This is a genomic window from Zoogloea sp. (genome assembly GCF_017302315.1).
Taxonomy (GTDB): domain Bacteria; phylum Pseudomonadota; class Gammaproteobacteria; order Burkholderiales; family Rhodocyclaceae; genus Zoogloea.
The window spans coordinates 1-25260 of sequence record NZ_JAFLDT010000031.1 but is presented as its reverse complement, the minus strand read 5'-3'; the positions used below and the strand labels follow the sequence as shown (position 1 = coordinate 25260).

General features: G+C 63.4%; 25 protein-coding genes, 3 tRNA genes and 1 pseudogene. 5 read left to right on the top strand and 24 right to left on the bottom strand.

What is annotated here, in order from left to right; genetic code table 11:
• The first annotated feature begins 17 nt into the window (after positions 1–17).
• The 4 genes from J0L98_RS11045 to J0L98_RS11030 all read left to right on the top strand — a co-directional run bounded on the left by J0L98_RS11045 (position 18) and on the right by J0L98_RS11030 (position 6527).
• Entirely contained in the window at positions 18–1997 is a 1980-nt protein-coding gene (locus tag J0L98_RS11045) for an alpha-amylase/4-alpha-glucanotransferase domain-containing protein (RefSeq protein ID WP_296411849.1), read from the top strand.
• Positions 1994–4555 (top strand): alpha-glucan family phosphorylase, encoded by a 2562-nt coding sequence (glgP, locus tag J0L98_RS11040; protein WP_296411848.1) that lies wholly within the window; start codon positions 1994–1996, stop codon positions 4553–4555. Before J0L98_RS11045 ends, glgP begins: the two co-directional genes overlap by 4 nt.
• Complete coding sequence (gene glgA / locus J0L98_RS11035; protein WP_296411847.1) at positions 4546–6015, top strand: glycogen synthase GlgA; 1470 nt, start codon at positions 4546–4548, stop codon at positions 6013–6015. The genes glgP and glgA overlap by 10 nt, the downstream gene beginning before the upstream one ends.
• 89 nt (positions 6016–6104) lie before the next feature.
• Positions 6105–6527, top strand: a complete 423-nt coding sequence (locus J0L98_RS11030; RefSeq protein WP_296411846.1) for a DUF1178 family protein — start codon at positions 6105–6107, stop codon at positions 6525–6527.
• Between the two features lie 7 nt (positions 6528–6534).
• Here J0L98_RS11030 and J0L98_RS11025 read toward each other — a convergent pair whose 3' ends face one another.
• From J0L98_RS11025 to rpoE, 22 genes are all read right to left on the bottom strand, one after another.
• Positions 6535–7371, bottom strand: coding sequence for a glycosyltransferase (locus J0L98_RS11025; RefSeq protein WP_296411845.1), 837 nt, complete (start codon positions 7369–7371; stop codon positions 6535–6537).
• 223 nt (positions 7372–7594) lie between these two features.
• Positions 7595–7786 carry a hypothetical protein gene (locus tag J0L98_RS11020; protein ID WP_296411844.1) on the bottom strand — a complete coding sequence of 64 codons (192 nt, stop codon included), beginning with the start codon at positions 7784–7786 and terminating at the stop codon, positions 7595–7597.
• A gap of 206 nt (positions 7787–7992) precedes the next feature.
• Positions 7993–8068: transfer RNA gene (locus J0L98_RS11015), tRNA-Gly, on the bottom strand.
• 13 nt (positions 8069–8081) lie between these two features.
• Positions 8082–8155, bottom strand: a tRNA-Cys gene (locus J0L98_RS11010).
• Between the two features lie 39 nt (positions 8156–8194).
• Positions 8195–8270, bottom strand: a tRNA-Gly gene (locus J0L98_RS11005).
• A 57-nt stretch (positions 8271–8327) separates the two neighbouring features.
• Positions 8328–8900 carry a CDP-diacylglycerol--glycerol-3-phosphate 3-phosphatidyltransferase gene (pgsA, locus tag J0L98_RS11000; protein WP_296411843.1) on the bottom strand — a complete coding sequence of 191 codons (573 nt, stop codon included), beginning with the start codon at positions 8898–8900 and terminating at the stop codon, positions 8328–8330.
• Positions 8901–8915: 15 nt separating this feature from the next.
• Complete coding sequence (uvrC, locus tag J0L98_RS10995; protein WP_296411842.1) at positions 8916–10712, bottom strand: excinuclease ABC subunit UvrC; 1797 nt, start codon at positions 10710–10712, stop codon at positions 8916–8918.
• Positions 10713–10728: 16 nt separating this feature from the next.
• Entirely contained in the window at positions 10729–11766 is a 1038-nt protein-coding gene (nagZ, locus tag J0L98_RS10990) for a beta-N-acetylhexosaminidase (RefSeq protein WP_296411841.1), read from the bottom strand.
• On the bottom strand, positions 11763–12140 hold the full coding sequence (acpS, locus tag J0L98_RS10985; RefSeq protein WP_296411840.1) for a holo-ACP synthase: 378 nt from the start codon (positions 12138–12140) through the stop codon (positions 11763–11765). Before acpS ends, nagZ begins: the two co-directional genes overlap by 4 nt.
• On the bottom strand, positions 12137–12898 hold the full coding sequence (locus J0L98_RS10980; RefSeq protein WP_296411839.1) for a pyridoxine 5'-phosphate synthase: 762 nt from the start codon (positions 12896–12898) through the stop codon (positions 12137–12139). Before J0L98_RS10980 ends, acpS begins: the two co-directional genes overlap by 4 nt.
• Positions 12895–13632 carry a DNA repair protein RecO gene (gene recO / locus J0L98_RS10975; RefSeq protein ID WP_296411838.1) on the bottom strand — a complete coding sequence of 246 codons (738 nt, stop codon included), beginning with the start codon at positions 13630–13632 and terminating at the stop codon, positions 12895–12897. Before recO ends, J0L98_RS10980 begins: the two co-directional genes overlap by 4 nt.
• A gap of 21 nt (positions 13633–13653) precedes the next feature.
• Positions 13654–14562 carry a GTPase Era gene (gene era, locus J0L98_RS10970; protein ID WP_296411837.1) on the bottom strand — a complete coding sequence of 303 codons (909 nt, stop codon included), beginning with the start codon at positions 14560–14562 and terminating at the stop codon, positions 13654–13656.
• Entirely contained in the window at positions 14559–15230 is a 672-nt protein-coding gene (gene rnc, locus J0L98_RS10965) for a ribonuclease III (RefSeq protein ID WP_296411836.1), read from the bottom strand. Before rnc ends, era begins: the two co-directional genes overlap by 4 nt.
• Before the next feature lie 10 nt (positions 15231–15240).
• The gene (locus J0L98_RS10960) at positions 15241–15609 is read right to left on the bottom strand and encodes a DUF4845 domain-containing protein (protein WP_296411835.1); all 369 of its coding nucleotides are present in this window, start codon (positions 15607–15609) and stop codon (positions 15241–15243) included.
• Between the two features lie 2 nt (positions 15610–15611).
• Entirely contained in the window at positions 15612–16400 is a 789-nt protein-coding gene (gene lepB / locus J0L98_RS10955) for a signal peptidase I (protein WP_296405495.1), read from the bottom strand.
• 30 nt (positions 16401–16430) lie between these two features.
• Positions 16431–18227 (bottom strand): translation elongation factor 4, encoded by a 1797-nt coding sequence (lepA, locus tag J0L98_RS10950; RefSeq protein ID WP_296411834.1) that lies wholly within the window; start codon positions 18225–18227, stop codon positions 16431–16433.
• Positions 18228–18295: 68 nt separating this feature from the next.
• Complete coding sequence (locus J0L98_RS10945) at positions 18296–18547, bottom strand: glutaredoxin family protein (protein WP_296405500.1); 252 nt, start codon at positions 18545–18547, stop codon at positions 18296–18298.
• Positions 18537–19973 (bottom strand): Do family serine endopeptidase, encoded by a 1437-nt coding sequence (locus J0L98_RS10940; protein WP_296411833.1) that lies wholly within the window; start codon positions 19971–19973, stop codon positions 18537–18539. The genes J0L98_RS10945 and J0L98_RS10940 overlap by 11 nt, the downstream gene beginning before the upstream one ends.
• Entirely contained in the window at positions 19970–20419 is a 450-nt protein-coding gene (locus tag J0L98_RS10935) for a SoxR reducing system RseC family protein (protein WP_296411832.1), read from the bottom strand. The genes J0L98_RS10940 and J0L98_RS10935 overlap by 4 nt, the downstream gene beginning before the upstream one ends.
• Complete coding sequence (locus tag J0L98_RS10930; RefSeq protein WP_296411831.1) at positions 20419–21384, bottom strand: MucB/RseB C-terminal domain-containing protein; 966 nt, start codon at positions 21382–21384, stop codon at positions 20419–20421. The genes J0L98_RS10935 and J0L98_RS10930 overlap by 1 nt, the downstream gene beginning before the upstream one ends.
• Complete coding sequence (locus J0L98_RS10925) at positions 21384–21923, bottom strand: sigma-E factor negative regulatory protein (RefSeq protein WP_296411830.1); 540 nt, start codon at positions 21921–21923, stop codon at positions 21384–21386. The genes J0L98_RS10930 and J0L98_RS10925 overlap by 1 nt, the downstream gene beginning before the upstream one ends.
• A 4-nt stretch (positions 21924–21927) precedes the next feature.
• On the bottom strand, positions 21928–22527 hold the full coding sequence (gene rpoE / locus J0L98_RS10920) for an RNA polymerase sigma factor RpoE (RefSeq protein WP_296405511.1): 600 nt from the start codon (positions 22525–22527) through the stop codon (positions 21928–21930).
• 213 nt (positions 22528–22740) lie between these two features.
• Here rpoE and nadB point away from each other — a divergent pair, with 213 nt between their 5' ends.
• Positions 22741–24327: an L-aspartate oxidase gene (nadB, locus tag J0L98_RS10915; RefSeq protein WP_296411829.1), complete on the top strand. Its 1587-nt coding sequence runs from the start codon at positions 22741–22743 to the stop codon at positions 24325–24327.
• On the opposite strand, the gene J0L98_RS10910 is transcribed toward nadB, so the two are convergent.
• Both J0L98_RS10910 and J0L98_RS10905 read right to left on the bottom strand, forming a co-directional pair.
• On the bottom strand, positions 24317–24766 hold the full coding sequence (locus J0L98_RS10910; RefSeq protein ID WP_296411828.1) for a protein YgfX: 450 nt from the start codon (positions 24764–24766) through the stop codon (positions 24317–24319). The genes nadB and J0L98_RS10910 overlap by 11 nt on opposite strands.
• Positions 24767–24787: 21 nt before the next feature.
• A pseudogene (locus tag J0L98_RS10905) lies at positions 24788–25260 on the bottom strand (beta-ketoacyl-ACP synthase II); the annotation flags it as partial.

The following is a 25260-nucleotide window of genomic DNA, read 5'->3' as shown; positions in this document are numbered from 1 at the left end:
CCCGACGGAGACCCATCTTGACCCGCGCCGTGACCCTGCTCCTGGGTGTGCATGCCCACCAACCCGTGGGCAATTTCCCCGAAGTGATCGAGGATGCCCACCGGCGCTGCTACAAGCCCTTCCTGGAAACCCTCAACGCCTACCCGGACTTCCGCTTCGCCGCCCATTTCTCCGGCTGGCTGCTGGACTGGCTGCGCACGCGCTTTCCGGACGACATGGAGATGCTCGCCGGGATGGTGCGGCGCGGCCAGGTGGAGATGTTCAGCTCCGGCGACACCGAACCCGTGCTCGCCGCAATTCCGCACCGGGACAGGGTGGGCCAGCTCACCGCGCTCAACGATAAGCTCACCACCTGGACCGGCATACGCCCGCAGGGTGCATGGCTCACCGAGCGGGTATGGGAATCCGCGGTCGTACCGGCCCTGGCCGAAACCGGCATCCGCTACGTGACCGTCGATGATTACCACTTCTTCTGTACCGGCCGCAGCGCCAGCGAGCTGGACGGCCACTTCAGCACGGAGGAGGATGGCACCCGCCTCGATCTCTTTCCCATCTCCGAAGCCCTGCGCTACCGCCTGCCCTTCCATCCTGCCCATGAGGTGGTGGCCTACCTGGAGCAAATGGCCGACAGTGGCCAAAGCGCCGCCATCTACTTCGACGACATCGAGAAATTCGGCATCTGGCCTGAAACCTACGACTGGGTCTACAACCGGGGCTGGCTCAAGGCCCTGATCGAAGGCGTGCTGGCCAGCCCCAGGATCCGCACCGCCACCTACGCCGATTTCCACGCCCGCCAAGCCACCCGCGGCATTGTGTACCTGCCCACCGCCTCCTACAGCGAGATGAACGAGTGGACCCTGCCCATGCCGGCAGCCGCCACCTATGCCCGGCTCCTCGCTAGCGAGAAGGCGGCGGGGCGGGGCGACCTGCACCGCCCCTTCATCCGTGGTGGCATCTGGCGCAACTTCCTGTCCCGCTACCCGGAGGCCAACTGGATGCACAAGCGCATGCAGGGCCTGTCGGCGCGGCTCACCGCACTACCCGCGCCCCCCGCGGAACTCACCGAGGCCTTGTACCGTGCCCAGGCCAACGACGCCTACTGGCACGGGCTCTTCGGCGGGCTCTACCTGCCCCACCTGCGCCGGGCCGTGTGGAACAACATCCTCACCCTCGAGGCCGGTCTCGATCGCCTGCAGCCCCGAGCCCCCGGCCGCCCTGACGATATGGACCTGGATGGCTGCCGGGAGACCCTCGTCACCACTCCACTGCTGCAGATCGCCCTGCGGGATGACGGGCTCGGCGCCGTCCACGAACTGTCCAGCTATCCCCTGACCCACAATTTCGGCGACACCCTGCGCCGCCACAGCGAGCACTACCACGAACGCATCGGTGCCGGCCCCAGCCAGCACGACGGCAGCGGCATCGCCTCGGCCCACGACATCGTGCGTTTCAAGCATCCGGTGGAGGCCTCCGATGTGCTGCCCGACCCCCATCCCCGGGTCCTCTGGCTGGACCAGCTGGACGGCCACACCCTGGCTGACTATCGACAGGCGGACGACAGCCCGGCTCTCTTCCAGCGCGAGGGCATCGACAAGACCTACACCGTGACGGCAGCCACCATCGACGTGCACTGGCAGCTGAGGGGTCTCGCGGGGCAGCAACTCACCACCACCCTCAATCTGGCCATGCCTAGCTGCGACGGTTTCCTCGGGCGCTACGTGCTCGAGGACGGACACATTCCCTGTGGTTTCGGCCAGGCCCTCGACCTGCCCGAGGCCGCGGGGCTGACCCTTGAGGACGGCGTACTCGGCGGCCTCCTGCGCCTCACCATCGCCTCCGGGGCCCGGGTCTGTGGCCGCCCCCACCACACCGTTTCCCAGTCGGAAGCGGGCTTTGAGAAAATCATGCAGGCGACCGAAGTCAGCCTTGGCTGGACGATCCCCGACGACGACTGCACCCTCCAACTCCAGATCACCATCGAGCCCCGTACGCCATGACCGGCACCGTCTATAAACTCGAAGTCAATCCCCGGATTCCCCTGCGCCTTGAACGCCTCGAAGAGGTGGCAAACAACCTCTGGTATAGCTGGGACCGCCCCACCCGCTCCCTCTTTGCCAGCCTCTCCCGTTCCCTGTGGAAGGCCGTGGATCACAACCCCAAGGCCTTCCTGAAACGTGCCGACCAGAAACACCTGGACACAGCGGCGGAGAACCCGGTCTTCCTGGGTAGCATGGCTCGGGTGCTATCCACCTACGACACGTATCACGACCTGCCATCGATGGCCCACGTGCACGGCCGGCCCTTCCGCGACGACGATCTGATCGCCTACTTCTGCGCGGAGTTCGGCTTTCACGAGAGCCTGCCGATCTATTCCGGCGGCCTCGGCATTCTCGCGGGTGACCACTGCAAGGCTGCCAGTGACATGGGGCTGCCCTTCGTGGGGATCGGCTTGCTGTACCGCCAGGGCTACTTCCACCAGACCCTGGATGCCGACGGTCAGCAACACGCCACCTACACCGATTCGGATTTCGACGACTTGCCCGTCGCACCGCTCCATGACGCCGAAGGCCGGGAGCTGAGGGTCGAGGTGGACCTGCCGGGTCGCTCGGTGCAGGCCAAGGTCTGGGAAGTGAGAATCGGGCATGTGCGCCTGATCCTCCTCGACACCTGGCTCCCCGAAAACACCGAGCACGACCGCGAGATCACCCACCGCCTTTACGGTGGTGACCGCAATACCCGCATCGAGCAGGAGATCCTGCTGGGCGTCGGCGGCGTGCGCGCCCTGACCGCCCTCGGCCTGAAGCCGACTGTCTGGCACGTCAATGAGGGCCACGCCGCCTTCCTGATCCTGGAGCGCATCCGTGGCCTGGTGGCCGCGGGCCAGCCCTTTGCCGCGGCCCTGGAGGCCACCGCCGCGAACGTGGTATTCACCACCCACACCGCCGTGCCGGCCGGCCATGACCACTTTGCGGAAGACGTGATCCGGCGCTATTTCTCCCATTGGGAGAGGGATACCGGCATCACCTGCGAGCGCCTGCTGGCCCTGGGTGCCGAGCCGGGCAAGACCGACTTCAACATGACAGCCCTGGCGATCCGCGGCTCCCGCCACCAGAACGGCGTCTCGCGCATCCATGGCGACGTGTCGGCGCGCATCTGCAGCCACTTCTGGCCGCAACTCAGCGCCGCTGAGAACCCCATGGACTACGTGACCAACGGCGTCCACCTGCCCACCTTCCTGGCCACCGAATGGCACGAAACCTTCGACCGCTATCTCGGTGTCGGATGGCAGCAACGCCAGACCGACCCCGCCAGTTGGGAGGGCATCGACCGCATCCCCGACCAGACCTACTGGAGCGTGCGCCAGTTGCTCAAGTCGCACCTGCTCTACCTGGTGCGTGACCGGGTGCGCGAGCAGCACCTGCGCAACCAGGGCTCACCGGCCCACCTGGATCGGCTGCTCAAGCTCGCCGACCCGAGCCAGCCCAATGTGCTCACCATCGGTTTTGCCCGGCGCTTCGCCACTTACAAGCGCGCCGCGCTGCTCTTTCACGATCCGGAAGTCCTGCGCAGCATCATCTGCGACGCCGACCGACCCGTCCTCTTCCTCTTCGCCGGCAAGGCTCACCCGGCCGACCATCCCGGTCAGGAGATCGTCCGGCGCATCGCGGAGATGGCGGCCCGCCCGGAGTTCGAAGGCCGCATCCTGCTGCTGGAAGGCTACGACCTGCACCTCTCGCGGCGCCTGGTGGCCGGGGTGGACGTGTGGCTCAACAACCCCATCTATCCGCTGGAAGCCTCCGGCACCTCGGGCATGAAGGCTGCCATGAACGGGGCCATCAACCTGTCGGTGCTGGATGGCTGGTGGGGCGAGGGGTACGACGACCGGGGGAACGTCCCCAATGGCTGGGCCATCAAGCCCGCTTCGGGTCACCTGGATGAAGCCCGTCGGGACGCGGAGGAGGCTCGCACCCTCTACGAACTGCTCCAGGACAAGGTCATCCCCACCTTTTACCGCAGCGGCCCGATGGGGTATTCACCCGAATGGGTCGCCATGTCAAAGCGCTCCATCGCCACCATTGCGCCCCGTTACAACGTGATCCGCATGGTGGGCGAATACGTGCAGAAGTTTTACGCCCCCGCCGCCCGCCAGGGCCGCCGACTCGGCGCCGACGGCTTTGCTCCCGCCCGCGCCCTGGCCGACTGGAAGACCCGAATCCGCAACGCCTGGGCCGGGGTCCGCCTGCGCTGCCTGGAAACCCCCACGGGCCGGGTGCCCTTCGGTCAGGCAGTACGCGTGCAGGTGGCCGTTCAGCTAGGTGGCTTGCTGCCGGAGGATGTCACGGTGGAGGCCCTCTTCGGGCGCCCGGACACGGACCACGGCCGGGCCCGGCGTTACAGCCTCACCCACAGCGGCGCCCTGGACCATGGCGAGCACCTATTCGAACTCGACCTGACCCCGGAGCAGTGCGGCAAGCTGGAATACCGCATCCGCGCCTTTCCCGAACACGCCCTATTGACCCATAAGTTCGAACTGGGGCTGATGGTATGGCTGTGAAACCTCTCTCGGTGCTGTTCGTCACCTCGGAGATGGCACCCTGGGTCAAGACCGGTGGCCTCGGTGACGTCGCTGCCGCGCTGCCCGCCAGCCTGCGTCAAGCTGGAGTGGATATCCGCGTCCTCATTCCCTGCTATCCCGCGCTGCGGGCCGCCTTTCCAGACGCCCGGACCGTGGCGGAACTGCCCGCTCTGGCCCCCGCACTGCCCGCCGCCCGCCTGCTGGCCGCCCACAGCGATGGCCTGCCCCTGCTGTTGCTGGATTGCCCCGAGCTCTTCGACCGCCCCGGCAACCCCTATCTGGACAGCAAGGGCCAGGACCAACCCGACAATGCCCGACGCTTCGGCCTTCTGTCCCGGGTCGCCGCCCGGCTCGGCCAGCCGGGTTCCCCCCTCGGCTGGCAGCCCGACGTGGTGCATGTGAATGACTGGCAGGGTGGCCTGGCGCCCGCCTTCCTGCACTACGAGGGTGGCGCGGCAAGCGTCATCACCGTTCACAACATCGCCTTCCAGGGGTGCTTCGGTCATGACATGCTCGCCGGACTGGGCTTGCCCGGGCATGCCTGGCGCTTTGACGGGGTGGAATACCACAACCAGCTATCCTTCCTGAAAGCCGGCCTGCAGTTTGCCACCCGGCTGTCCACCGTCAGCCCCACCTATGCCCGGGAGATCCAGGACCCGCGTTTCGGCTACGGCCTCGCCCCCCTGCTGCGCTACCGGGCTGACGCCCTGCGCGGCATCCTCAACGGCATTGACACCAGCGTGTGGAACCCGGCCACCGATACCGCCCTGCCCCATCCCTATTCGGCAGACGAGCCCGCCGCCAAGCAGCTCAACAAGGCCGCCCTGCAGGCGCAGATGGGGCTCCCGGTCACCAATGGGTGCCCGCTGTTCGGGGTAATCAGCCGCCTCACCCACCAGAAAGGCCTCGACCTCCTGCTTGCCATCGCCGATGGTCTGCCGGCGCTGCCAGCCCAACTGGTCGTGCTCGGCAGTGGTGACAAGGGCATGGAGGCCGGCTTCCAGACCCTGGCCCAACGCCTTCCCGCCCACGTCGCGGTACAGATCGGCTTCGACGAGACCCTCGCCCACCGCATCGAGGCCGGGGCCGACAGCTTCCTGATGCCCTCCCGTTTCGAACCCTGCGGCCTGAACCAGATGTACAGCCTGCGCTATGGGACACCGCCCGTGGTGCGTGCCACCGGTGGCCTCGCCGACACGGTCGTGGACTGCGACACGCCTTTTCCCGCCGACCGGGGTAACGGCTTTCGGATTGACGGAGACAGCCCCCACGCCCTATGGACCAGCCTTGAAAGGGTATGCCGCATCTGGCGCGATCAGCCCCGATGGGCGCACATCCAGCAGAACGCCATGCGCCAGGATTTTTCCTGGGAACAGCCGGCCAGAGAGTACATTGACCTGTATCGGGAGGCCGTCTCGGTCTGCGCAGAACTGCAGTAGAATGCGCGGCCAGCGGACGGGGGCTTGAATCCGGCCTCCCTGCCCCGACCTTCCGGGGGCTGCAATGAACCCCATGGAGTCGCCCAACCATGATCGTCCTCGACCTGTGCTGTGACCGGGAGCACCACTTCGAAGCCTGGTTTGCCTCAGGCGAGGCCTTTGAAAACCAGCTCGCGGCCGGTCTGGTGAGCTGCCCCCACTGCGGAAGCCAGGAAGTGAGGCGCCTGCCCTCGGCACCCTATGTCCAGACCTCCTCCCATTCGGCGCCTGCCGCATCCACCGCACCCAGTCCCCAAACCATCGCCACTCGCTTGATCGATGCCCTGCGCAGCGCGGCAGAAAAGTCCGAGGACGTGGGCGAACGTTTCGCGGAGGAAGCCCGCCGCATCCACTACGGGGACAGCGAGGAGCGGGCCATCCGGGGCAAGGCGGACCGCAAGGAGGTCATCGAACTGATCGAGGAAGGCATTCCCGTCCTGCCGGTGCCACCGGACAAGGACGACATGCACTGAACGTCGGCTAGGTGTCCGGCCCCCGGCGCCGGGGATCAAAGCTGGACAGGATGCGGTACGCCCTGTGCCGCAAGGGCAGCGGAAGCGCGGCACGCAGGAGCGGTACGAAGCAGGCCAGACGCGTCCATAGGGGCATACCCAGCAGGCTCGCTCCGCGATAGCCACTCATGGCCCGCTCCAGGGCATCCCGGAAGGCGTGGCGCAAATGACTGGTTTCATCAAAACGATGGAGAATCAGGGCTTCCGGGAGGTTGGCAAAACGCATCCCGGCTTTTGCGCAGCGAAACCACAGATCGTAGTCCTCACTCCGCCGCAAATCAGTGCGATATCCGCCGATGGCGAGGATACGGCTGCGCCGGTAGGCCACCGTGGGATGAATGAGGGGGCAGGCCCACAGCGTGGCGAGAATCTCGTCGTGGGAGACGGGCATTGAACGGAGCCGGCCCGGCGTCCCGGCGCTGTCCATTTCCTGTGCGTAGCTTCCCATCACGTCTACCTGCGGGACGGTCTCAAAGGCCGACATCTGACTGGCGAAACGTTGCGGAAGCGCCACGTCATCGCTGTCGAAACGGAAGACGATCTCATGGCGGCAGTGCTGCAGTCCGGCGTTGAGCGCCGTGGCCAGGCCGACATTGCGGGGCATCACGACTGACTGGATGTTGAGCCTGGCGCGATGCCGCTCGATAACGCTCCGCGAGGCATCCCCAATCGGCCCATCCTCAACCAGCACCACTTCCGACGCGGGGAGGCTCTGCTCCAGCAGACTTGCGAGTGCCTGTTCAAGATGCACTGCATCATCACGCCCGTACGTCGCCATCAATACCGAAAATTCCGTGCTGCTCAATCCAGACCTTTCAACCCTGCCAGCCCGGCGGAAATGCCGGAACCGCGCAAAGGCCCAAAGGCCTGAAGGCCCGATCCCATGCGGAACCGGGCCACAACGCGGCAAGACCAACGTAAACCTTTGAATTGTACTAGAAGGAGCCCGCCGCCATCACAACCCGCGACAGGTGAGCAGGTGCGAGACGACGCTCAGGGGCCGACTGCAGCCCTAACCCGCGCGCCCTTCAGCAGCGGAGAAACTCCCGCGGACTGGACGCCATCTCGGGCAGATCCTGGACGCCCTTTTCAGCCACGTCGAAAGCATCGGGAACAAACAGGGGTGCCCGCCACTGGCCATCCATCAGAAATGCGCTCACCTCCGGCCCAAAGGCAAAGTGGCACAGCTTTCTGGCGAGGGTATCGAGAACTTGCTTCATCCTGGTCTCCCGTCGGCCCGACCCGGAGTGGGTCGATAGCGCCGCCGACATGTTCAATCGTGCGTCAGCACCGTGACATCCTGACGACAAGAGCTTGTCAGCCGCGCTACACGCGCCAAGGACAGCGCGACCGGAAACACGAAAAGAGAGAAGAACGGAACAAAACAAAACGGGGAAAACGCATCATCGTTTTCCCCGTTACATGCTGGAGCGGCAGAAGAGTCTCGAACTCTCGACCTCAACCTTGGCAAGGTTGCGCTCTACCAACTGAGCTACTGCCGCCTTGTTCTATACCTGGAGGCGCGAGCCGGAGTCGAACCGACCTACACGGATTTGCAATCCGGTGCATAACCGCTTTGCTATCGCGCCGTGAATCAAACGGGGAAGCAAGGCTTCCCCGGGAATCTCTGGAGCGGCAGAAGAGTCTCGAACTCTCGACCTCAACCTTGGCAAGGTTGCGCTCTACCAACTGAGCTACTGCCGCTCGACAGACCGCCATTATAGGCAAAATTTTTTCGATGTCAAACCTGGAATGCAGGATTCAGCGACTGCGCCTCATCAGCTCGGGCCAGGCACAGCGCATGTAGTAACCCATGGACCACAGGGTCAGGACTGCCGCCACATAAATCAGCACGGTCCCCAGGGCCATCCCGTCAAAACCAAGCACCGGGGCCTGATAGAGCAGGAGGGGGATCGCCGACATCTGGGCAGCCGTCTTGAGCTTGCCCACGAAAGCCACCGCCACACTGCCGGCAGCGCCGACTTTGGCCATCCACTCGCGCAAGGCTGAGATGGTGATCTCGCGGCCGATGATGACCAGCGCGATCAGGGAATCCACCCGCCCCAGGTGCACCAGCACGATCAAAGCGGCAGCCACCATCAGCTTGTCCGCCACCGGATCAAGGAAGGCGCCAAAGGCAGATGTCTGGCCCAGGGTGCGCGCCAGATAGCCGTCGAACCAGTCCGTCACCGCGGCTGCAATGAAGGTCAGCGTAGCCACCAGATTCTTGTCTTCCGCTGAAATGGCGGAGTCCGGAAGATAGTAGATGCCGACGAAAAAGGGGATCAGGGCGATGCGCGCCCAGGTCAGGGAGTTGGGGATGTTGAAAAGCATGTCGGCGTTTGCAGGCTATCGCAGCGCATTGTATATCTGTTCGGCAAGGTGCCGGTTGATGCCTTCCACACGACACAGATCCTCAATCGTGGCGTTTCGCACACCATCCATGCCACCGAACGCTGCCAGCAGCTTTTTCCGCCGTGTCGGCCCCACTCCGGCAATGTCTTCCAGACGCGAGGTATTGCGGGTCTTGGCCCGTCGGGCGCGGTGTCCGGTGATCGCGAAGCGGTGTGCCTCGTCACGGATCTCCTGGATCAGGTGCAGGGCCGGGGCATCGGGGCGCAGATGCACCGGCTCGCGCCCGTCCGGGAAGACCAGCTCTTCCAGCCCCGGCTTTCGGCTCTCGCCCTTGGCCACTCCGAACATGGTGATGCTCTCCAGGCCCAGTTCAGCCAGAACCTCCCGGGCCACCCCCATCTGCCCCTTGCCACCGTCAATGAGTATCAAGTCGGGGCGAACGCCTTCCCCGGCGGCCACCTTCTCGTAGCGCCGGGTCAGGGCCTGCCGCATGGCCGCGTAATCGTCGCCGGCGGTGATGCCTGCGATGTTGTAACGCCGATACTCGGACTTCTTCATGGCCTTACTATCCCACACCACGCACGAGGCCACGGTGGACTCGCCCATGGTATGGGAAATGTCGAAGCACTCGATACGGCCGGGCGTATCGGCCAGGCCGAGTGCGTCACGCAGGGCCTCGAGACGCTGCTCTCCCCGGCTGGACTCCTGCTCCCTCACCATCAGGGCCAGGCTGGCGTTGTTCTCGGCCATGCTCATCCACGCCCGCTCGTTCTCGTAGCGTGCCACCGTAACGCCCACCTTGCCGTCGATCACCTCATCGAGGGCTTCCTTGATGGTCGCCGGATCGACATTGACCAGGATCTTGCCCGGCAGAGGCTGATCCAGATAGTGCTGCTCGACGAAGGCCGCCAGCGCATCGAGCGACGCGCAGCCCTGAGCATTGCTGGGAAACAGGGGCCGGTCGCCAAGATGGCGCCCGCCACGGATCATCGCCAGGTTGACGCACACCGTGCCACCCCGCTCAACCGCAGCCAGCACATCCACGTCCTCGTCCTTGGCGCTTTCGACAAACTGCTTGTGAAGCACGGCCTGCAGATTGCGGATCTGGTCGCGATAGACAACCGCCTTCTCGAAGGCCAGTGCATCGGAGGCCTCCTGCATGCGCCTGGACAGATCATTCACCACGTCCCCATGACGTCCGTTGAGGAACAGGCTGGCCAGTTGCACATCGGCGGCGTAGGCATCCTTGTCGATCAACCCGACGCAGGGCCCCGTGCAGCGCTGGATCTGATGCAATAGACATGGCCGTGAGCGGTTGCTGAACGTGCTGTCCTCGCAGGTGCGCAGGCGAAAGATCTTCTGCATCAGGTGCAGGCTTTCACGCACCGCCCAGCTATTGGGAAAGGGCCCGAAATAGCGCACCCCTTTGCGGAAACCGCCCCGGTGATAGTAGATCTGCGGAAAGTCGCCCCCCGACAGGGCGATGTAGGGGTAGGACTTGTCGTCCCGGAACAGGATGTTGTATTTGGGCCCGAGGCTCTTGATGAGGTTGTTCTCGAGGATCAGGGCCTCGGCCTCCGAACGGGTGGCAGTGATGTCGACGCGGGCCACCTGCCCCACCATGATGGCGATGCGCGGGCTGAGCTGGGTGCGCTGAAAATAGGACGACACCCGGCGCTTGAGGTTCTTCGCCTTACCCACGTAGAGCACGGCCTCGTCGGCCCCAATCATGCGATAGACGCCAGGCTCCTCGGTGAGGGTGCGCAGAAAGGCTTTGGCATCAAAGGCCACGGCAGCAAGCTCCGGCTCAGGCGAGGGCCAGCACGCCGTCGCGGGCCTCACAGTAAGGCGCCCAGCCGGCCAGGGTGCCAGGATCGGCCGGCGCCGTGCCTGGCCTGGGGCGCAGGGCCACGATGCGCTCGCGGCTGCCCGCGTGGGCCTGGGGATGCCAGTTGTCGAGCAGGTCTACGGCCATGTCCGGACGATTGCACACCAGCACCATGTCGCAGCCCGCCGAGTGGGCCGCCTCTGCCCGGGCGACGATGCCGCCGGCCACGCTGGCACCCTCCATGGTCAGATCGTCGCTGAAGATCACGCCCTGGAAGCCGAGCCTGCCGCGCAGGATGTCCTGCAGCCAGAAGCGGGAAAAGCCCGCCGGGCGGGCGTCGATGTTTTCGAAGATCACGTGGGCCGGCATGACGCCGCCGAGCTGGGTGGAGAGCAGGCGGAAAGGCACGATGTCCTCGGCCCATACCACCTCGAAGCTGCGCCCATCCACCGGAATCGCCACATGAGAGTCCGCCTCGACGGCTCCATGCCCGGGAAAATGCTTGCCCACCGCCCTCAGGCCGGCGTCCGCCAGCCCGGCCACGACCTCGCCGGCCAGCTCGACGGTAACCTGCGGATCCCGATGGAAGGCACGGTCGCCGATCACGCTGCTGACGCCGTAATCCAGGTCGAGCACCGGCGCATAACTCAGATCCACACCATGGGCCCGCAGCTCCGCCGCAAGCACAAAGCCGGCCTGGCGGGCACAAGCTCTGCCAACTGCCGGATCGGCAGCCCAGGCCTCGCCGAGGCGACGCATCGCCGGCAGCCGGGTGAAGCCCTCACGGAAACGCTGCACGCGCCCCCCTTCGTGATCGACGGAGATCACCAGCTCCGGCCGCGCGGCGCGGATCGCCCCGGTGAGGGCACGCAACTGCGCCGGCTCGGCATAGTTGCGGGCAAACAGGATGACGCCACCGACAAGGGGATGCTGCAGGATCTCCCGCTCTTCGGCAGTGATCTCATGGGCAGCCACGTCGAGCATGACGGGGCCTGGAAGGGCAGGAGAGGACTTCATGGTCTTTCTATGACGGCAAAGGCGACAACATAGTCGGCCTCGTCGGACAGGCTGAGATGGGCACTGAGACCCCGCTCCGCCATGTAGTCGGCAAGGCCCGGCGAATATTCGAAGTGGGGTTTGCCAAGAGCATCGTGGCCGACCCGCAGGGCATGCAGCGTGGCCGGCACTGCGACGCCGGTACCGAGCGCCTTGCCGAAAGCCTCCTTGGCCGCAAAACGCTTGGCCAGGAAGCGGGCCGGCGCGGGTGCGGCCTGGAAGGCGGCGCGTTCGGAAGCATCCAGAATACGCTCCGCAAAACGCAGGCCGTGGCGGGTCAGCGCATCCTCCATGCGGGCCACCCGCACGATGTCGGTGCCGACCCCGTGGATCACGCCTGCTCGCCGCGCTCGGCAGCTTCCCGCATGAGGCGTTTCATCTCACGAACGGCCTCCCGCAGGCCGGTGAACACCGAGCGACTGACGATGGCGTGCCCGATGTGCAGTTCACGAATCCCCGGCAGACGGGCGATGGGCTGGACGTTGTAGTAGTTGAGGGCATGCCCGGCATTGAAGCGCAACCCGAGCTGCCGTATCGCCGCCCCCGCCTGGCGGATCTTGTCGATCTCGGCCAGCACCGCCGGGCTCTCCGCGTCCCGCCCTGCGCCGTGGAAGACGTGCGCATAGGGGCCGGTATGAATCTCGCACACCTTGGCACCAATGCGTGCTGCCGCCTCCACCTGGGCAATCTCGGCATCGATAAAGACGCTGACCATGATGCCCTGCTCTGCCAGGCGCGCCACGGCGTCCTTGAGGCGGGACTCCTGGGAAACGATGTCGAGGCCGCCCTCCGTGGTCACCTCATGCCGCCCCTCGGGCACGAACATGGCCATCTGCGGCTTCAATCCGCAGGCAATACCGACCATCTCATCCGTCGCCGCCATCTCGAGGTTGAGCTTGATCTGGGTGAGCTCACCGAGCTTGCGTACATCCGCGTCCTGGATGTGACGGCGATCCTCGCGCAGGTGCACGGTGATGCCGTCCGCACCGCCGAGATGGGCCTCCACCGCCGCCCAGCACGGATCAGGCTCCCAGGTGCGGCGAGCCTGACGCAGGGTGGCCACGTGGTCGATATTGACGCCGAGTTCGATCAAGAGGGGTCTCCGGGATAGGCAAACAGTTCGGTGAATACGCGGCGGGACTGAAGCACCTGCCCGCCGAGGTAATGCTGGATGAGTCTGCGCATCAAGGCCTTGCTCTGGGCGAGGGTTTCGGGATCGCGGAAGTCCTGGTGCGCCATGTCGATGAGCGTCTTGCCACGCACGCCTATCGGGTCGTCGATCCGGTGTTCATCCAGGTGTACGGCACCGCACTCGATTATATAGGCGTAGTGCTCCTCAGGCCGGACGGGCAAACCGTCGCTATCGGACTCCAGCTCAAGGCCGTAACCCAATTCCCGAAGCAAGGCCAACTCAAACCGCCGGAGCACCACCTCCTGGGGTTCGCCCACCGCCAGCGCCCGCAGGGCTTCACCGTAGGCCTGGTAGAGGGCAGGATGGGCATCTTCCCGAGGCATCAGCCGCAGCAAGAGTTCGTTGAGGTAATAGGCGCACAGCAGGGCCTGACCACCCAGGAGCGGTTGCCCGCCCTGCCATTCGGCGCGGACCAGGGTCTTCATCTCGCCACCGCCACTCCAGTCGATGAGCAGGGGCTGGAAGGCCATGAGGACGCCGCGTAGCTGCGACATGGGACGCCGGGCACCCTTGGCCACCAGGCCGATGCGGCCGTGGTCGCGGCTGAAGACCTCGACGATCAGGCTGGTTTCCCGGTAGGGATAACTGTGCAGCACGAAACCGGGCTGCTGGTCGATGCGCTGCCTGACACTCACGGCGGGCAGTTCCGGATGGGCTTACTCGTAACCGAGGCTCTTGAGGGCACGCTCGTCGTCGGCCCAACCACTCTTGACCTTGACCCACACCTCCAGGAAGACCTTGGAGTCGAAGAGCTTTTCCATTTCGAGACGGGCTTCGGTGCCAATGCGCTTGAGACGCTCGCCCCCCTTGCCGATCACCATGGCCTTGTGAGCCGACTTGTCCACAATGATGGCCGCATGAATTCGGCGCAGGCCGAGCTCGGCCTCGAATTTCTCGATTTCAACGGTCATGCCGTAGGGCAGCTCTTCACCCAGCTGGCGGAACAGCTTCTCACGCAGGAACTCCGCCGCGAGGAAGCGCTCACTCCGGTCCGTAATGTCATCCGCATCAAAGATCGGATCCCCTTCGGGCAGATAAGGCTGGGCCGCCTTGATCAGCTGATCGGTGTTGCGGCCTTTTTCTGCGCTTACCGGGACGATCTCGGCGAAAGGATAGACGACACTCATCTTCTGCAGGAAAGGCAGCATGCGCGCCTTGTCCTCGAGGAGATCCACCTTGTTGACCACCAGGATCACCTTCGCCCCCTCGGGCAACAGCTTCACCACCTGTTCGTCCTCCGGCCCGAAACGGCCGCTTTCGATGACGAAGAGCACCAGATCCACATCGGCCAACACCTGGGTCACGGTACGGTTCATGGCCCGATTGAGGGCGTTCTTGTGACGGGTCTGGAAACCCGGCGTATCGACGAAGATGAACTGGGAAGCCCCTTCGGTGAGGACTCCGGTCACCCGATGGCGGGTGGTCTGTGCCTTGCGCGAGACAATGCTGATCTTCTGGCCGATGAGGCGATTGAGCAAAGTGGATTTGCCGACATTGGGACGGCCAACGATGGCGACAAAGCCGGTGCGGAAGGTGTGATCAGCGGCAGATACGGTTTCGGTCATTGCTTGGGGAGAAGTTCCAGCGCCCGCTGTGCGGACTGCTGTTCGGCAGCGCGGCGACTTACGCCGATGCCGCGGGTCTTGAGGCCGAGGCCGGCGATTTCACACTCGACCTCAAATTCCTGCTGATGGGCCTCGCCACGGGTATCGGCAAGGGAATAGCGGGGCAGTGCCATGCGACGGCCCTGCAGCCACTCCTGCAGGGCCGTCTTGGGATCCTTCAGGGCACGGGCCGGATCAAGGGCTGCGAGGGAGGGGGCGTACAGGCGATCAATGACGGCCTTCGCCGCCTCAAAGCCCGCATCGATGTACACCGCAGCGAAAATGGCTTCCAGCGCATCGGCCAGGATGGAAGGCCGGCGGTGTCCGCCACTTTTCAGCTCTCCTTCGCCCAGACGCAGGTAATCCCCCAGATTGAGGCTGTCGGCAAGCCGGTGCAGCGCCTCCTGGCGTACGAGATTGGCGCGCAGGCGGGACAGATCCCCTTCGCGCAATTCGGCAAAGCGCCCGAACAGGGCGAGGGCCGTCACGCAGTTGAGGACGCTATCCCCCAGAAACTCCAGGCGTTCGTTGTGGGGCGACCCGAAACTGCGGTGGGTGACTGCCTGCTCAAGCAGCTCCAGGCGGGCAAAGCGATGACCGATGGCCCGCTGCAATCCTTCCAGCTTCATCGCAGCCAACTTAGCGGGAAGACCCGGTGGTCGCCGAAAAATCGATGACAAGACTCACGTTGGAAAACAGGGGAATCTTGCGGGAGTAATCAACGGAAATCACGATCCGGCCATCTTCCTTGGTGATGTCCAGATCGGATGCTGCAACGCTCGAGATGTCATCCACGGTGGCACGCTTGGCAAACGCACTGCGCAACTGGGACACGCTCGCGTTCTGGGGGTCGGCTTCACTGGCCACCGCATTGATTGAGCGCTTGACACCGTAATACTCGGTCATCACCGGCACCAGCTTCAGGCCCAAAATGACAAGAGCACCAAGCACTGCGCCGACAAACAGCACACCGATGAGGCTGAGGCCCGACTGACTTTTTCGCGTCATGATCAATGGAAGCTGCCGATACGTTTCAGATCACTGAAATTGAACCAGATGAAGAAAGCCTTGCCAACGATATTCTGCTCGGGGACAAATCCCCAACCCCGGCTGTCGAAGCTGCCATCCCGGTTGTCACCCATCATGAAATAGTGCCCGTCCGGGACCGTGCAGGAGACACCACGGCTAGTATAGGTGCAGTTATCGCGGTGGGCGTACTGGGTGATCTGGGAAACGAAGGCCGGCGCGTCATTTTCCACAATGATGCTGTGTTCGACCTCACCGAGCTTCTCGGAACGCCGCGGTGAATAGTAGAGACGGTCCGTGTGAAGGTAGTCCCCCTCGTCCCGCTGGGACATGGCGACACCATTGATGGTGAGCTTCTTATCGATGTACTCGACCTTGTCGCCGGGCAGCCCCACTACACGCTTGATGTAATCGAGGGACGGGTCGGCCGGAAAGCGGAAGACCATCACGTCACCGCGCTTGGGCTGATTGACCTCTATGATCTTCTTGTTGATGACCGGCAGGCGCACGCCGTAAGTCCATTTATTGACCAGAATGAAATCACCCACCAGCAGGGTGGGGATCATGGAGCCGGATGGAATCTTGAAGGGCTCGACGACGAACGACCGCAGGCAGAAGACCAGCAGGATCACGGGGAAAAAGCTGGCTCCGTACTCCACCCACCAGGGCGACTTGGCTCCGACTGAACGCCGTTTGCTCGCGACAAATCGGTCCAAGGCCCACAGGGCACCGCTCAGGACCAACAAGCCGAATAGAATCAGGGCAAAATTCACGCACGCACTCCAGCTACCGGATGCACCGGCCTATTTACCTTCATCGACCCGCAGCACGGCCAGGAACGCCTCTTGCGGAATCTCCACGTTACCCACCTGCTTCATCCGCTTCTTGCCCTCCTTCTGCTTTTCGAGGAGTTTCTTCTTCCGCGTGATATCGCCGCCGTAGCACTTGGCCAGCACGTTCTTGCGCAGGGCCTTGATGGTTTCGCGGGCCACGATATTGGAGCCGATGGCCGCCTGGATGGCCACATCGAACATCTGGCGGGGAATCAGCTCACGCAGCTTGGCAACCAGCTCTCGACCACGGTACTGGGAGTTGGCCCGGTGCACGATGATCGACAAGGCATCGACCTTCTCGCTTGACACCAGCACATCGAGCTTGACCAGATCGGCCGCGCGGTATTCCTTGAACTCGTAGTCAAGGGAAGCATAGCCACGCGACACCGACTTGAGCTTGTCGAAGAAGTCCATCACGACTTCATTCATGGGCATGTCGTAGATCAGCTGCACCTGACGGCCGTGGTAAAGCATGTCCACCTGGGCACCACGCTTCTGGTTGCAGAGGGTAATGACCGACCCGACATACTCTTGGGGCAGGAAGATGATCGCCTTGATGATCGGCTCCCGCACCTCCTCCACCTTGGAAAGATCCGGCAGGCGCGAGGGGTTCGAGATCTGCTCCACGGTGCCGTCCTTCATGAGCACCTCATAGACCACGGTGGGCGCCGTGGTGATGAGGTTCATGTCGAACTCACGCTCCAGGCGCTCCTGCACGATCTCCATGTGGAGCAAGCCGAGGAAGCCGCAGCGGAAGCCGAAACCCAGGGCCTGGGACACCTCGGGCTCGAACTGCAGGGAGGCGTCGTTGAGGCGCAGCTTTTCGAGGGATTCGCGAAGCTGGTCGTATTCGTTGGACTCCACCGGATACAGCCCCGCGAATACCTGGGGCTTGATCTCCTTGAAGCCTGCCAGCGGCTCCGTCGCCTGTCTGCCCGCCAGGGTGATGGTATCGCCCACCTTGGCGGATTTCAGCTCCTTGATGCCGGCGATGATGAAGCCCACCTGCCCCGCGGAAAGACTGTCCCGCGACTGTGACTTGGGGGTGAACACACCGACCTGCTCGCACAGATGCTGGTTGCCATTGGACATGAAGAGAATCTTGTCCTTGGGCTTGAGCGTGCCATCGACCACGCGCACAAGCATCACGACCCCAACATAGTTGTCGAACCAGGAGTCAATGATGAGGGCCTTGAGAGGCGCCGCAGGATCGCCCTTGGGTGGAGGAATGCGCGCGATCACCGCTTCGAGGATGTCCTCGACGCCCATCCCGGTCTTGGCCGAGCACGGAATCGCATCGGTTGCATCGATACCGATGACATCCTCGATTTCCTGCTTGGCGCCGTCCGGATTGGCCTGGGGCAAATCCATCTTGTTGAGAACCGGCACGACCTCAACCCCTTGCTCCAGCGCCGTGTAGCAGTTGGCCACCGTCTGGGCCTCGACACCCTGGGAGGCATCCACCACCAGCAGCCCCCCTTCACAGGCGGCGAGGGAGCGGGAGACTTCATAGGAGAAGTCCACGTGCCCCGGGGTATCGATGAGGTTGAGGTTGTAGATCTGACCATCCCGGGCACGATAACTCAACGCCGCCGTCTGGGCCTTGATGGTGATGCCGCGCTCGCGCTCGATATCCATCGAGTCCAGCACCTGGCTTTCCATCTCACGGGCAGAGAGGCCGCCGCACAACTGGATGATCCGGTCGGCCAGGGTGGACTTACCGTGGTCGATGTGGGCAATGATCGAGAAGTTTCTGATGTGTTGCATGTGGGCCATGAAAAAGGGTGCCGAAGGGCACCCTGATAGATTTTGTTTGCCTGGCAAAGACTTGCATTCTAACCGATACGCCGGAAATGAGCACGAACGGCAGACTCATCAAGGAAATGGTGACAGATCTCGGTATCACCATCGAGCACCACCGGCACCCACTCGCTCCAGCGGGCTTCAAGCAGATCATCGGCATCCACATCCAAGACCTTCACCCTAAAACCGAGTTCATCCTGCAAGGGCTTGAGGGCATCAAGCAGATCGTGGCAGAGATGACACCACGCCCGACTCAGTACGGTGAGTTCGCGGTCAGCGCTCAAGGGATCGCACCGGAACGAAAGTCTGAACATCACCGCGGGCAACCAGCAGGGTCACGATCTGGCCCGCATCCAGCCCGGCCACTGCGCGGTTGAACTGCTCCACGGAGCGGATCTCGGTGCGCACACCCTTGCTGATCAGGGCAAGAATGCCGTCGCCGGACTGCAGCTCTGCGGCCCGGGCCGACGCGCTACGCAGCGCATCCACTACCACGCCCCCGGCCGCGAAACGGCCATCCCGGCGCTGCTCGGCACTAGGCTCGACAACGGCGATCCCCAGCTTGTTGGGCGCGGCAGGCTCTGGCCGGGGGGCGCGGGCCACGGGCTTGCGGGGTTTCTCTTCGGCCATCTCGGCCACAGCCACCGTCAGCACCCGGGTTCCACCACGCCGCCATACCTGCACAGGCACCCGGTTTCCCGGGCGGGTGCCGCCGACGAGCCGCGGCAGATCAGCAGACTCCCCCACCGGACGGCCATCGAAACTCAGCACGATATCGCCCTGTTCAAGGCCCGCCTTGTCCGCCGGGCTACCCTTCTCAACCGAGCTAACCAGCGCACCGGCCGGCTTCACGAGCTTGAAACTGTCGGCAAGCTCGCGGGAGACTTCCTGGATCACCACACCGATTCGCCCGCGGTGAACCCGGCCGTTGGCCCGCAACTGCTCCTGCACTTCCATCGCCACGTCGATGGGTATCGCGAAGGAGAGCCCCATGAAACCCCCGGTTCGGCTGTAGATCTGGGAGTTGATCCCGACCACCTCGCCCTTCAGGTTGAACAGCGGGCCTCCGGAGTTGCCCGGATTGATGGCCACATCAGTCTGGATGAAAGGAACGAAGTTCTCCTGGGGCAGGGAGCGCCCTTTAGCACTGACAATGCCCGCAGTCACTGAATTCTCGAAACCAAACGGCGAGCCGATCGCCACTACCCAATCCCCGACACGCAGCTTCGAGGGGTCGCCAAAGCTCACCCGGGGCAGACCGCTTGCATCAATCTTCAGCAAAGCCAGATCCGTGCGAGCATCCGCCCCTATCACCCGAGCACGGAACTCCCGTTTGTCGGTCAGCTTCACAACGATTTCTTCAGCCCCTTCGACAACGTGTGCGTTGGTCAGCACATAGCCGTCACCGGAGACGATGAACCCCGAACCGAGGGAACGGTTGTCGGGCTCTGGCCCGCGCTGCAAACCGGGATGGCGAGGCACGAGGCGCCGGAAAAAGTCGAACATGGGATCGTCTTCATCCAGACTCGGCACGCCGGGACGCACCTGCCGAATCGCCTGAGTCGTACTGATATTCACCACGACCGAACCCTGCCGCTCGGCCAATCCGGCAAAATCGGGAAGATCTCTTGCCGCCAGTGGTGCACACACGAAGAGGCAAAACAGTAAAACAAGGCCACGGGAGAGCCGCGCGCAGACCGAACGGATCATCGCCCGCAGCCTCCAGCGCCTGCCCCCTGGGGCCGCTCAAGCTTCATGGGCATCACTCCGGCCTGCCCCGCACGGGCGCGTCCAACGAGATACATCACCGCCCCCCCAGCGCCTGCGCCAATCGCCGCCGACAAATCGACATTGCCTGCAGCCAGAGCTGTGCCTAGCCAAGCGCCTGCAAGCACGCCGAGAATGGGAAATCCGTAGGTCAGGAGCGCCGCCTTGAGCGGCACCGCATCATCAACCACGACGCTCACCGGATCCCCCGGCAGCGCATCGATGTCGTTGAGCAAACGCAACTCGCGCTGCACGCCGCCGAAGGGCCTGGCAATATTCACGCCCCCACACCCCCCAGCCTCGTGGCAACGCCCGCAGCCGCCGGAAACCGAAACCACCACCCAGGCACATTCGCCATCAACCCGGCTGACCACACCCTGCACCCGCATCACCGCTTCCGCATCTCCACGCCGTCCGCAATCCGCACCAGGGCCTGGGCAGGAACCTCACCAAGCACGGTGATCCGATGATCCGCGACGCTGCGGCGGAAGATGTTGAAGGAGCCGGATGCACTCAGACCACTCTGGGCAGCCCCCTTTCCAGACTCCGGCTCAATGAACACCGAGATTGCAGCAAGTCCATCCGAGAACACCACGTGATAGGCCTCCCCCCGCTCCTTGCGCGCCTGACGCGCCACGGAGACGACTTGCCGGAAACCCGGAATGGTGTTCCGGAAAGTCCAGCCGATGTCCTCGACACGCACATCGTTACCACGGGCGTTCACCACCTTCCAGTCGGCGGAACGGGTGAAACGGGGGCGCACCTTCTCCTTGTCAAAAGGCGCGCCAATCTGGACCTCCGTGAACACGAACTGTTCGATGCTATCGCCCCTCTCGCCAACAAGACGGGCCCGGAGCAACAGTCCCGAGGACACATCCGCCCAGAAATGATGGCCAAACCGCATCTCGTCCCGTGGCTCAAGGATGATTTGCTGACTCTCCATCCCGGCAATCCGGGAAACCTCCCCTTTGCGGATGCGGTAATTCTCGGCCAGCGCATTGGGTGACGGAGGCAGCCGCGCCGGGAAACTGCGGCGGGCACCGAACTGGTCGACAATCAGGAGCTTCTGCTCTGGGAGGAAGCACTGCACTTCATCGTTGTTACGGACCACCTCCCGGGGGCTTCCATCAAGAGCCTCAAGCTTTTCGTACTCGCCGCTCGTATCCACCAGATGGGTGATACGGGAAGTCTCCACATGTTTGCCACTTTGGTAGGTGAAGGTACCCGTGTAGTTCAGCTTGTGGGCAGCGTTTGAGATCCTGCCCAGCCAACTGAGCGGATCATTGGGCGCCTGAGCCAGCGCCGAACCGCAACCGGCGAATACGAACGCCAGACAGCACAGGAAGCGCGTCATCACTCGCCAGCCACCCGCGTGTCGGAAACCGACCGCACGTAGAGGGCCACACCTGGCATCGCAGCGGACGGTGCCATGGCCTGATGGGCAATGAGGTACTCACGCACGGAAGGCTCGGTGGTGGCGGCCGCAAGGCGTGCCGATGCTGCCGAATCCACGACAGCCACAACCGGCTGAGGCTTCTTGAGTGCCGCCAGCGCAGCCGCAGGGGAGCTTGGATTGTTCAACGTCATGGCAACCCACCCCACCGCCGCAACGCCCATCACCGATGCCGCAATCGGCATGAGGTGGCTGGCCCAGCCGGTTCGCGGCTCAGCACGTGCCGGAGCCAGGACGGTAGGCTCGGCCTCCAGCTGCAGCATGATTCTGCTGGTGAAGTCAGCCGACAGGACTGGCTCGTCCCGCAGCACATCTCCGATAAGACTGTAGCGCTCCCATTCCCGCCTCAAGCCGGCATCCCGCTTGAGGGACTCCAGCATCCGGACAGAGGCCGCCTCGTCGAGCGCACCATCAAGCAGTGCAGAAACTTTCTCTTTCATCCTCTTACCACCTTTTGTTCGGAGCCGTGTCGAGCAACGGCTTGAGCTTTTCTGAAATTGCTTCACGCGCACGAAAAATCCGTGAGCGCACCGTGCCGATCGGGCATTCCATGATTGAGGCGATCTCTTCGTAGCTCAGCCCCTCGATCTCTCTCAGGACGATTGCCGTTCTAAGCTCCTCCGGAAGGGCCTCCATGGCCACATTGACCGTATCACCGATCTGCTTGGTCATCAGAAGACGTTCAGGCGTATTGATATCTCGAAGCTGATCTCCCTCTTCGAAGGTCTCGGCCTCCTCGGAATCAAAATCCGTGGATGTGGGCGCCCTCCGCCCCTGGGATACTAGGTAGTTCTTGGCAGTATTGATTCCGATCCTGTATAGCCACGTATAGAAAGCACTGTCCCCGCGAAACGAAGGCAAGGCCCGGTAAGCCTTGATGAACGTTTCTTGGGCAACATCCTCCACCTCGGCAGGATCCCGGATCAATCTCGACAGCAGGCGGCCTAGCTTGCGCTGATACTTGGAGACCAGAAGGCCAAAGGCCTGCTTGTCGCCGCGCTGCACTCGCTCGACCAACAGCTGGTCAATTTCGCGATCGCTCATGGTCGGGGAACGTGATCCTTCGTTGTCGTGACCAGAAAGGTCACCGACCGCCGAGTATACCGCGAGACATCCCCATTTCTCACCGAAGTAATCGCTAGACCCTGGACCAAGCTTATAGTTCAGTTGCCCACAAGGCCTTCGGCGTTCAGTGTGACTAACCGCCCATGTTATAGTCGGCACTCCGTAATATCGCCCTCTGCGGCAATTCCCGAAGTGACCGCTTTCGATGTCCTTATTCTGGGCAGTGGCCTTGCCGGGCAGTCTCTCGCGCTGCGTCTCGCTGACAAGCTCAAGGTTGCCCTCATTACCAAGCGAACCCTGGAGGACAGTGCCAGTGCGTGGGCTCAGGGTGGCATCGCCGCCGTCCTCGACCCGGCTGACAGCACTGAAGCCCATATCGCTGACACCCACATGGCCGGAGCGGGCTTGTGCTCGGACAAGGCCACCCGCTTTGTGGTCGAGAACGGCCCCCGCGCGATCCGCTGGTTGATCGAGCATGGCGTGGCGTTCACGCCCGACAGCCACTCTCCGATCGGCTTCCACCTCACGCGGGAAGGCGGGCACGGACAGCGCCGGGTCATCCACGTTGCCGACGCCACCGGGGCGGCCGTGCAGGCCACGCTCACCGAGCAGGTGCGGGCCCACCCGAACATATTCATCTTCGAGCAACACATTGCCGTTGATCTCATCGTCGGCGACAAGATCGGCCGACCGGGCACCGGCTGCCTGGGTGCTTATGTGCTGGACATTGCCGGCGATGAAGTCCGCACGTTCTCAGCCCCCCACACCGTGCTCGCAACCGGCGGCACCGGCAAGGTGTATCTCTACACCACCAATCCCGACACCGCCACCGGCGATGGTGTCGCCATGGCCTGGCGAGCCGGGTGCAGCGTGGCGAACATGGAGTTCATCCAGTTTCACCCCACATGTCTGTACCACCCCCAGGCGAAGTCTTTCCTGATCTCGGAAGCTGTACGCGGTGAAGGCGGGCTGCTGCGCCGCCCCGATGGCTCACGCTTCATGCCCGAACACGACCCTCGTGAGGAGCTCGCGCCCCGCGATGTGGTGGCCAGGGCCATCGACTTCGAGATGAAGAAGCATGGCCTCGACTGCGTGTTCCTTGACATCAGCCACAAGCCGGCCGACTTCCTTGAGGCCCACTTTCCCAACATCCTCGCACGCTGCGCGGAGCTGGGCATCGACATCACTCGCCAACCCATCCCGGTCGTACCCGCCGCCCACTACTCCTGCGGGGGGATCGTCACAGATCTGCATGCGCGCACCGATGTGGCCGGCCTGCACGCGGTCGGAGAGTCGGCATGCACCGGTTTGCACGGTGCCAACCGCCTGGCGAGCAATTCTCTCCTGGAATGCCTTGTTTTCAGCGAAGCGGCGGCCGATGACATCCTGAAAAATCCACGCCCCCACCCCGGCGAATTGCCCCAGTGGGATGAAAGCCGCGTAACGGACGCGGACGAGGCCATCGTGATCTCCCATAACTGGGACGAATTGCGCCGCTTCATGTGGGACTACGTAGGCATTGTGCGCACCAACAAGCGCCTACAACGGGCTCAGCATCGCATTCGCCTTCTGGCCAGCGAAATCAATGAGTTCTACAGCCACTTCCGCATTTCGAACGACTTGATCGAATTGCGGAATTTGGTAGTGACAGCCGATCTCATCGTTCGGAGCGCACTCAAGCGGAAGGAAAGCCGCGGACTGCACTTCAGTCAGGACTACCCGGAGACGCAAGCCAAAGCCCGGGACACGGTCATCCGTCCCACCAGACTCAAGAACTGAGCCGACCACCCGCATCCGCTGCCGCCTGGGAGCTCACGCCCAGGCGAAGCCACACCTGCAAGCTGCGCCACTCGCGCGCCGACATCTGATCCCGGCAAAGCAGGATTGCCCCCGAAGACCAACCCGGGCTCTTCTCCCACGCCAGCCAGATGGCACCCGCGCTGACCACTGTCGATGGCGAGACGCGGGCGGGCAAATATTCCTGCACCGCATGCACGAAATGCAAGGCGCCGTCCGGTGTCAGTCCAAGCTGAGATGGCGCCCGACGCGGCCCGCGCAGCGCATGCACCAGCGACAGGCCAAGCACCAACAGCCCGCAGCCCTGCAGCCACTCCCCCGGTAAATACAGACACGAAAAAGCCGCCAGCGCATGCCCACCTGCAAGCAGCAGGCGAAGACAGCGTGACGGCCTGAGATCGATCACGTTCAAGGTGTGCACGGCCACCGTGCGGCAACCTTGTCAGATTTTGCGGAACACCAGCGTACCGTTGGTGCCACCAAAGCCAAAATTGTTCTTCATGGCCACATCAATCTTCATGGGACGGGCAACATTCGCGCAGTAATCCAGATCACATTCCGGATCCTGGTCGAAAATGTTGATGGTCGGAGGCGACACCTGGTGATACACCGCCAGCGTCGTGAGCACGGACTCCAGCCCACCTGCGCCACCGAGAAGATGACCAGTCATCGACTTGGTCGAATTGACAACGAGCCCCTTGGCAGCATCAAGCCCGAAAGCCAGCTTGATGGCCTCCGTCTCATTCTTGTCACCCAGCGGAGTGGATGTTCCGTGGGCATTCAGATACTGCACCTCATCCACATTGACCCCTGCATTGCGGAGGGCATTGACCATGCTTCGACGGGGTCCGTCAGTATCAGGCGCGGTCATGTGGTAGGCATCACCACTCATGCCAAAACCCGCCAGCTCAGCGT

Excerpts from the sequence above, each read along its gene's own strand:
- glgP (WP_296411848.1), top strand. The coding sequence starts at position 1,994 with ATGACCGGCACCGTCTATAAACTCGAAGTCAATCCCCGGATTCCCCTG.
- glgA (WP_296411847.1), top strand. The coding sequence starts at position 4,546 with ATGGCTGTGAAACCTCTCTCGGTGCTGTTCGTCACCTCGGAGATGGCA.
- J0L98_RS11030 (WP_296411846.1), top strand. The coding sequence starts at position 6,105 with ATGATCGTCCTCGACCTGTGCTGTGACCGGGAGCACCACTTCGAAGCC.
- J0L98_RS11020 (WP_296411844.1), bottom strand. The coding sequence starts at position 7,786 with ATGAAGCAAGTTCTCGATACCCTCGCCAGAAAGCTGTGCCACTTTGCC.
- pgsA (WP_296411843.1), bottom strand. The coding sequence starts at position 8,900 with ATGCTTTTCAACATCCCCAACTCCCTGACCTGGGCGCGCATCGCCCTG.
- nagZ (WP_296411841.1), bottom strand. The coding sequence starts at position 11,766 with ATGAAGTCCTCTCCTGCCCTTCCAGGCCCCGTCATGCTCGACGTGGCT.
- era (WP_296411837.1), bottom strand. The coding sequence starts at position 14,562 with ATGACCGAAACCGTATCTGCCGCTGATCACACCTTCCGCACCGGCTTT.
- rnc (WP_296411836.1), bottom strand. The coding sequence starts at position 15,230 with ATGAAGCTGGAAGGATTGCAGCGGGCCATCGGTCATCGCTTTGCCCGC.
- J0L98_RS10960 (WP_296411835.1), bottom strand. The coding sequence starts at position 15,609 with ATGACGCGAAAAAGTCAGTCGGGCCTCAGCCTCATCGGTGTGCTGTTT.
- lepA (WP_296411834.1), bottom strand. The coding sequence starts at position 18,227 with ATGCAACACATCAGAAACTTCTCGATCATTGCCCACATCGACCACGGT.
- J0L98_RS10940 (WP_296411833.1), bottom strand. The coding sequence starts at position 19,973 with ATGATCCGTTCGGTCTGCGCGCGGCTCTCCCGTGGCCTTGTTTTACTG.
- J0L98_RS10935 (WP_296411832.1), bottom strand. The coding sequence starts at position 20,419 with ATGCGGGTGCAGGGTGTGGTCAGCCGGGTTGATGGCGAATGTGCCTGG.
- J0L98_RS10930 (WP_296411831.1), bottom strand. The coding sequence starts at position 21,384 with ATGACGCGCTTCCTGTGCTGTCTGGCGTTCGTATTCGCCGGTTGCGGT.
- J0L98_RS10925 (WP_296411830.1), bottom strand. The coding sequence starts at position 21,923 with ATGAAAGAGAAAGTTTCTGCACTGCTTGATGGTGCGCTCGACGAGGCG.
- rpoE (WP_296405511.1), bottom strand. The coding sequence starts at position 22,527 with ATGAGCGATCGCGAAATTGACCAGCTGTTGGTCGAGCGAGTGCAGCGC.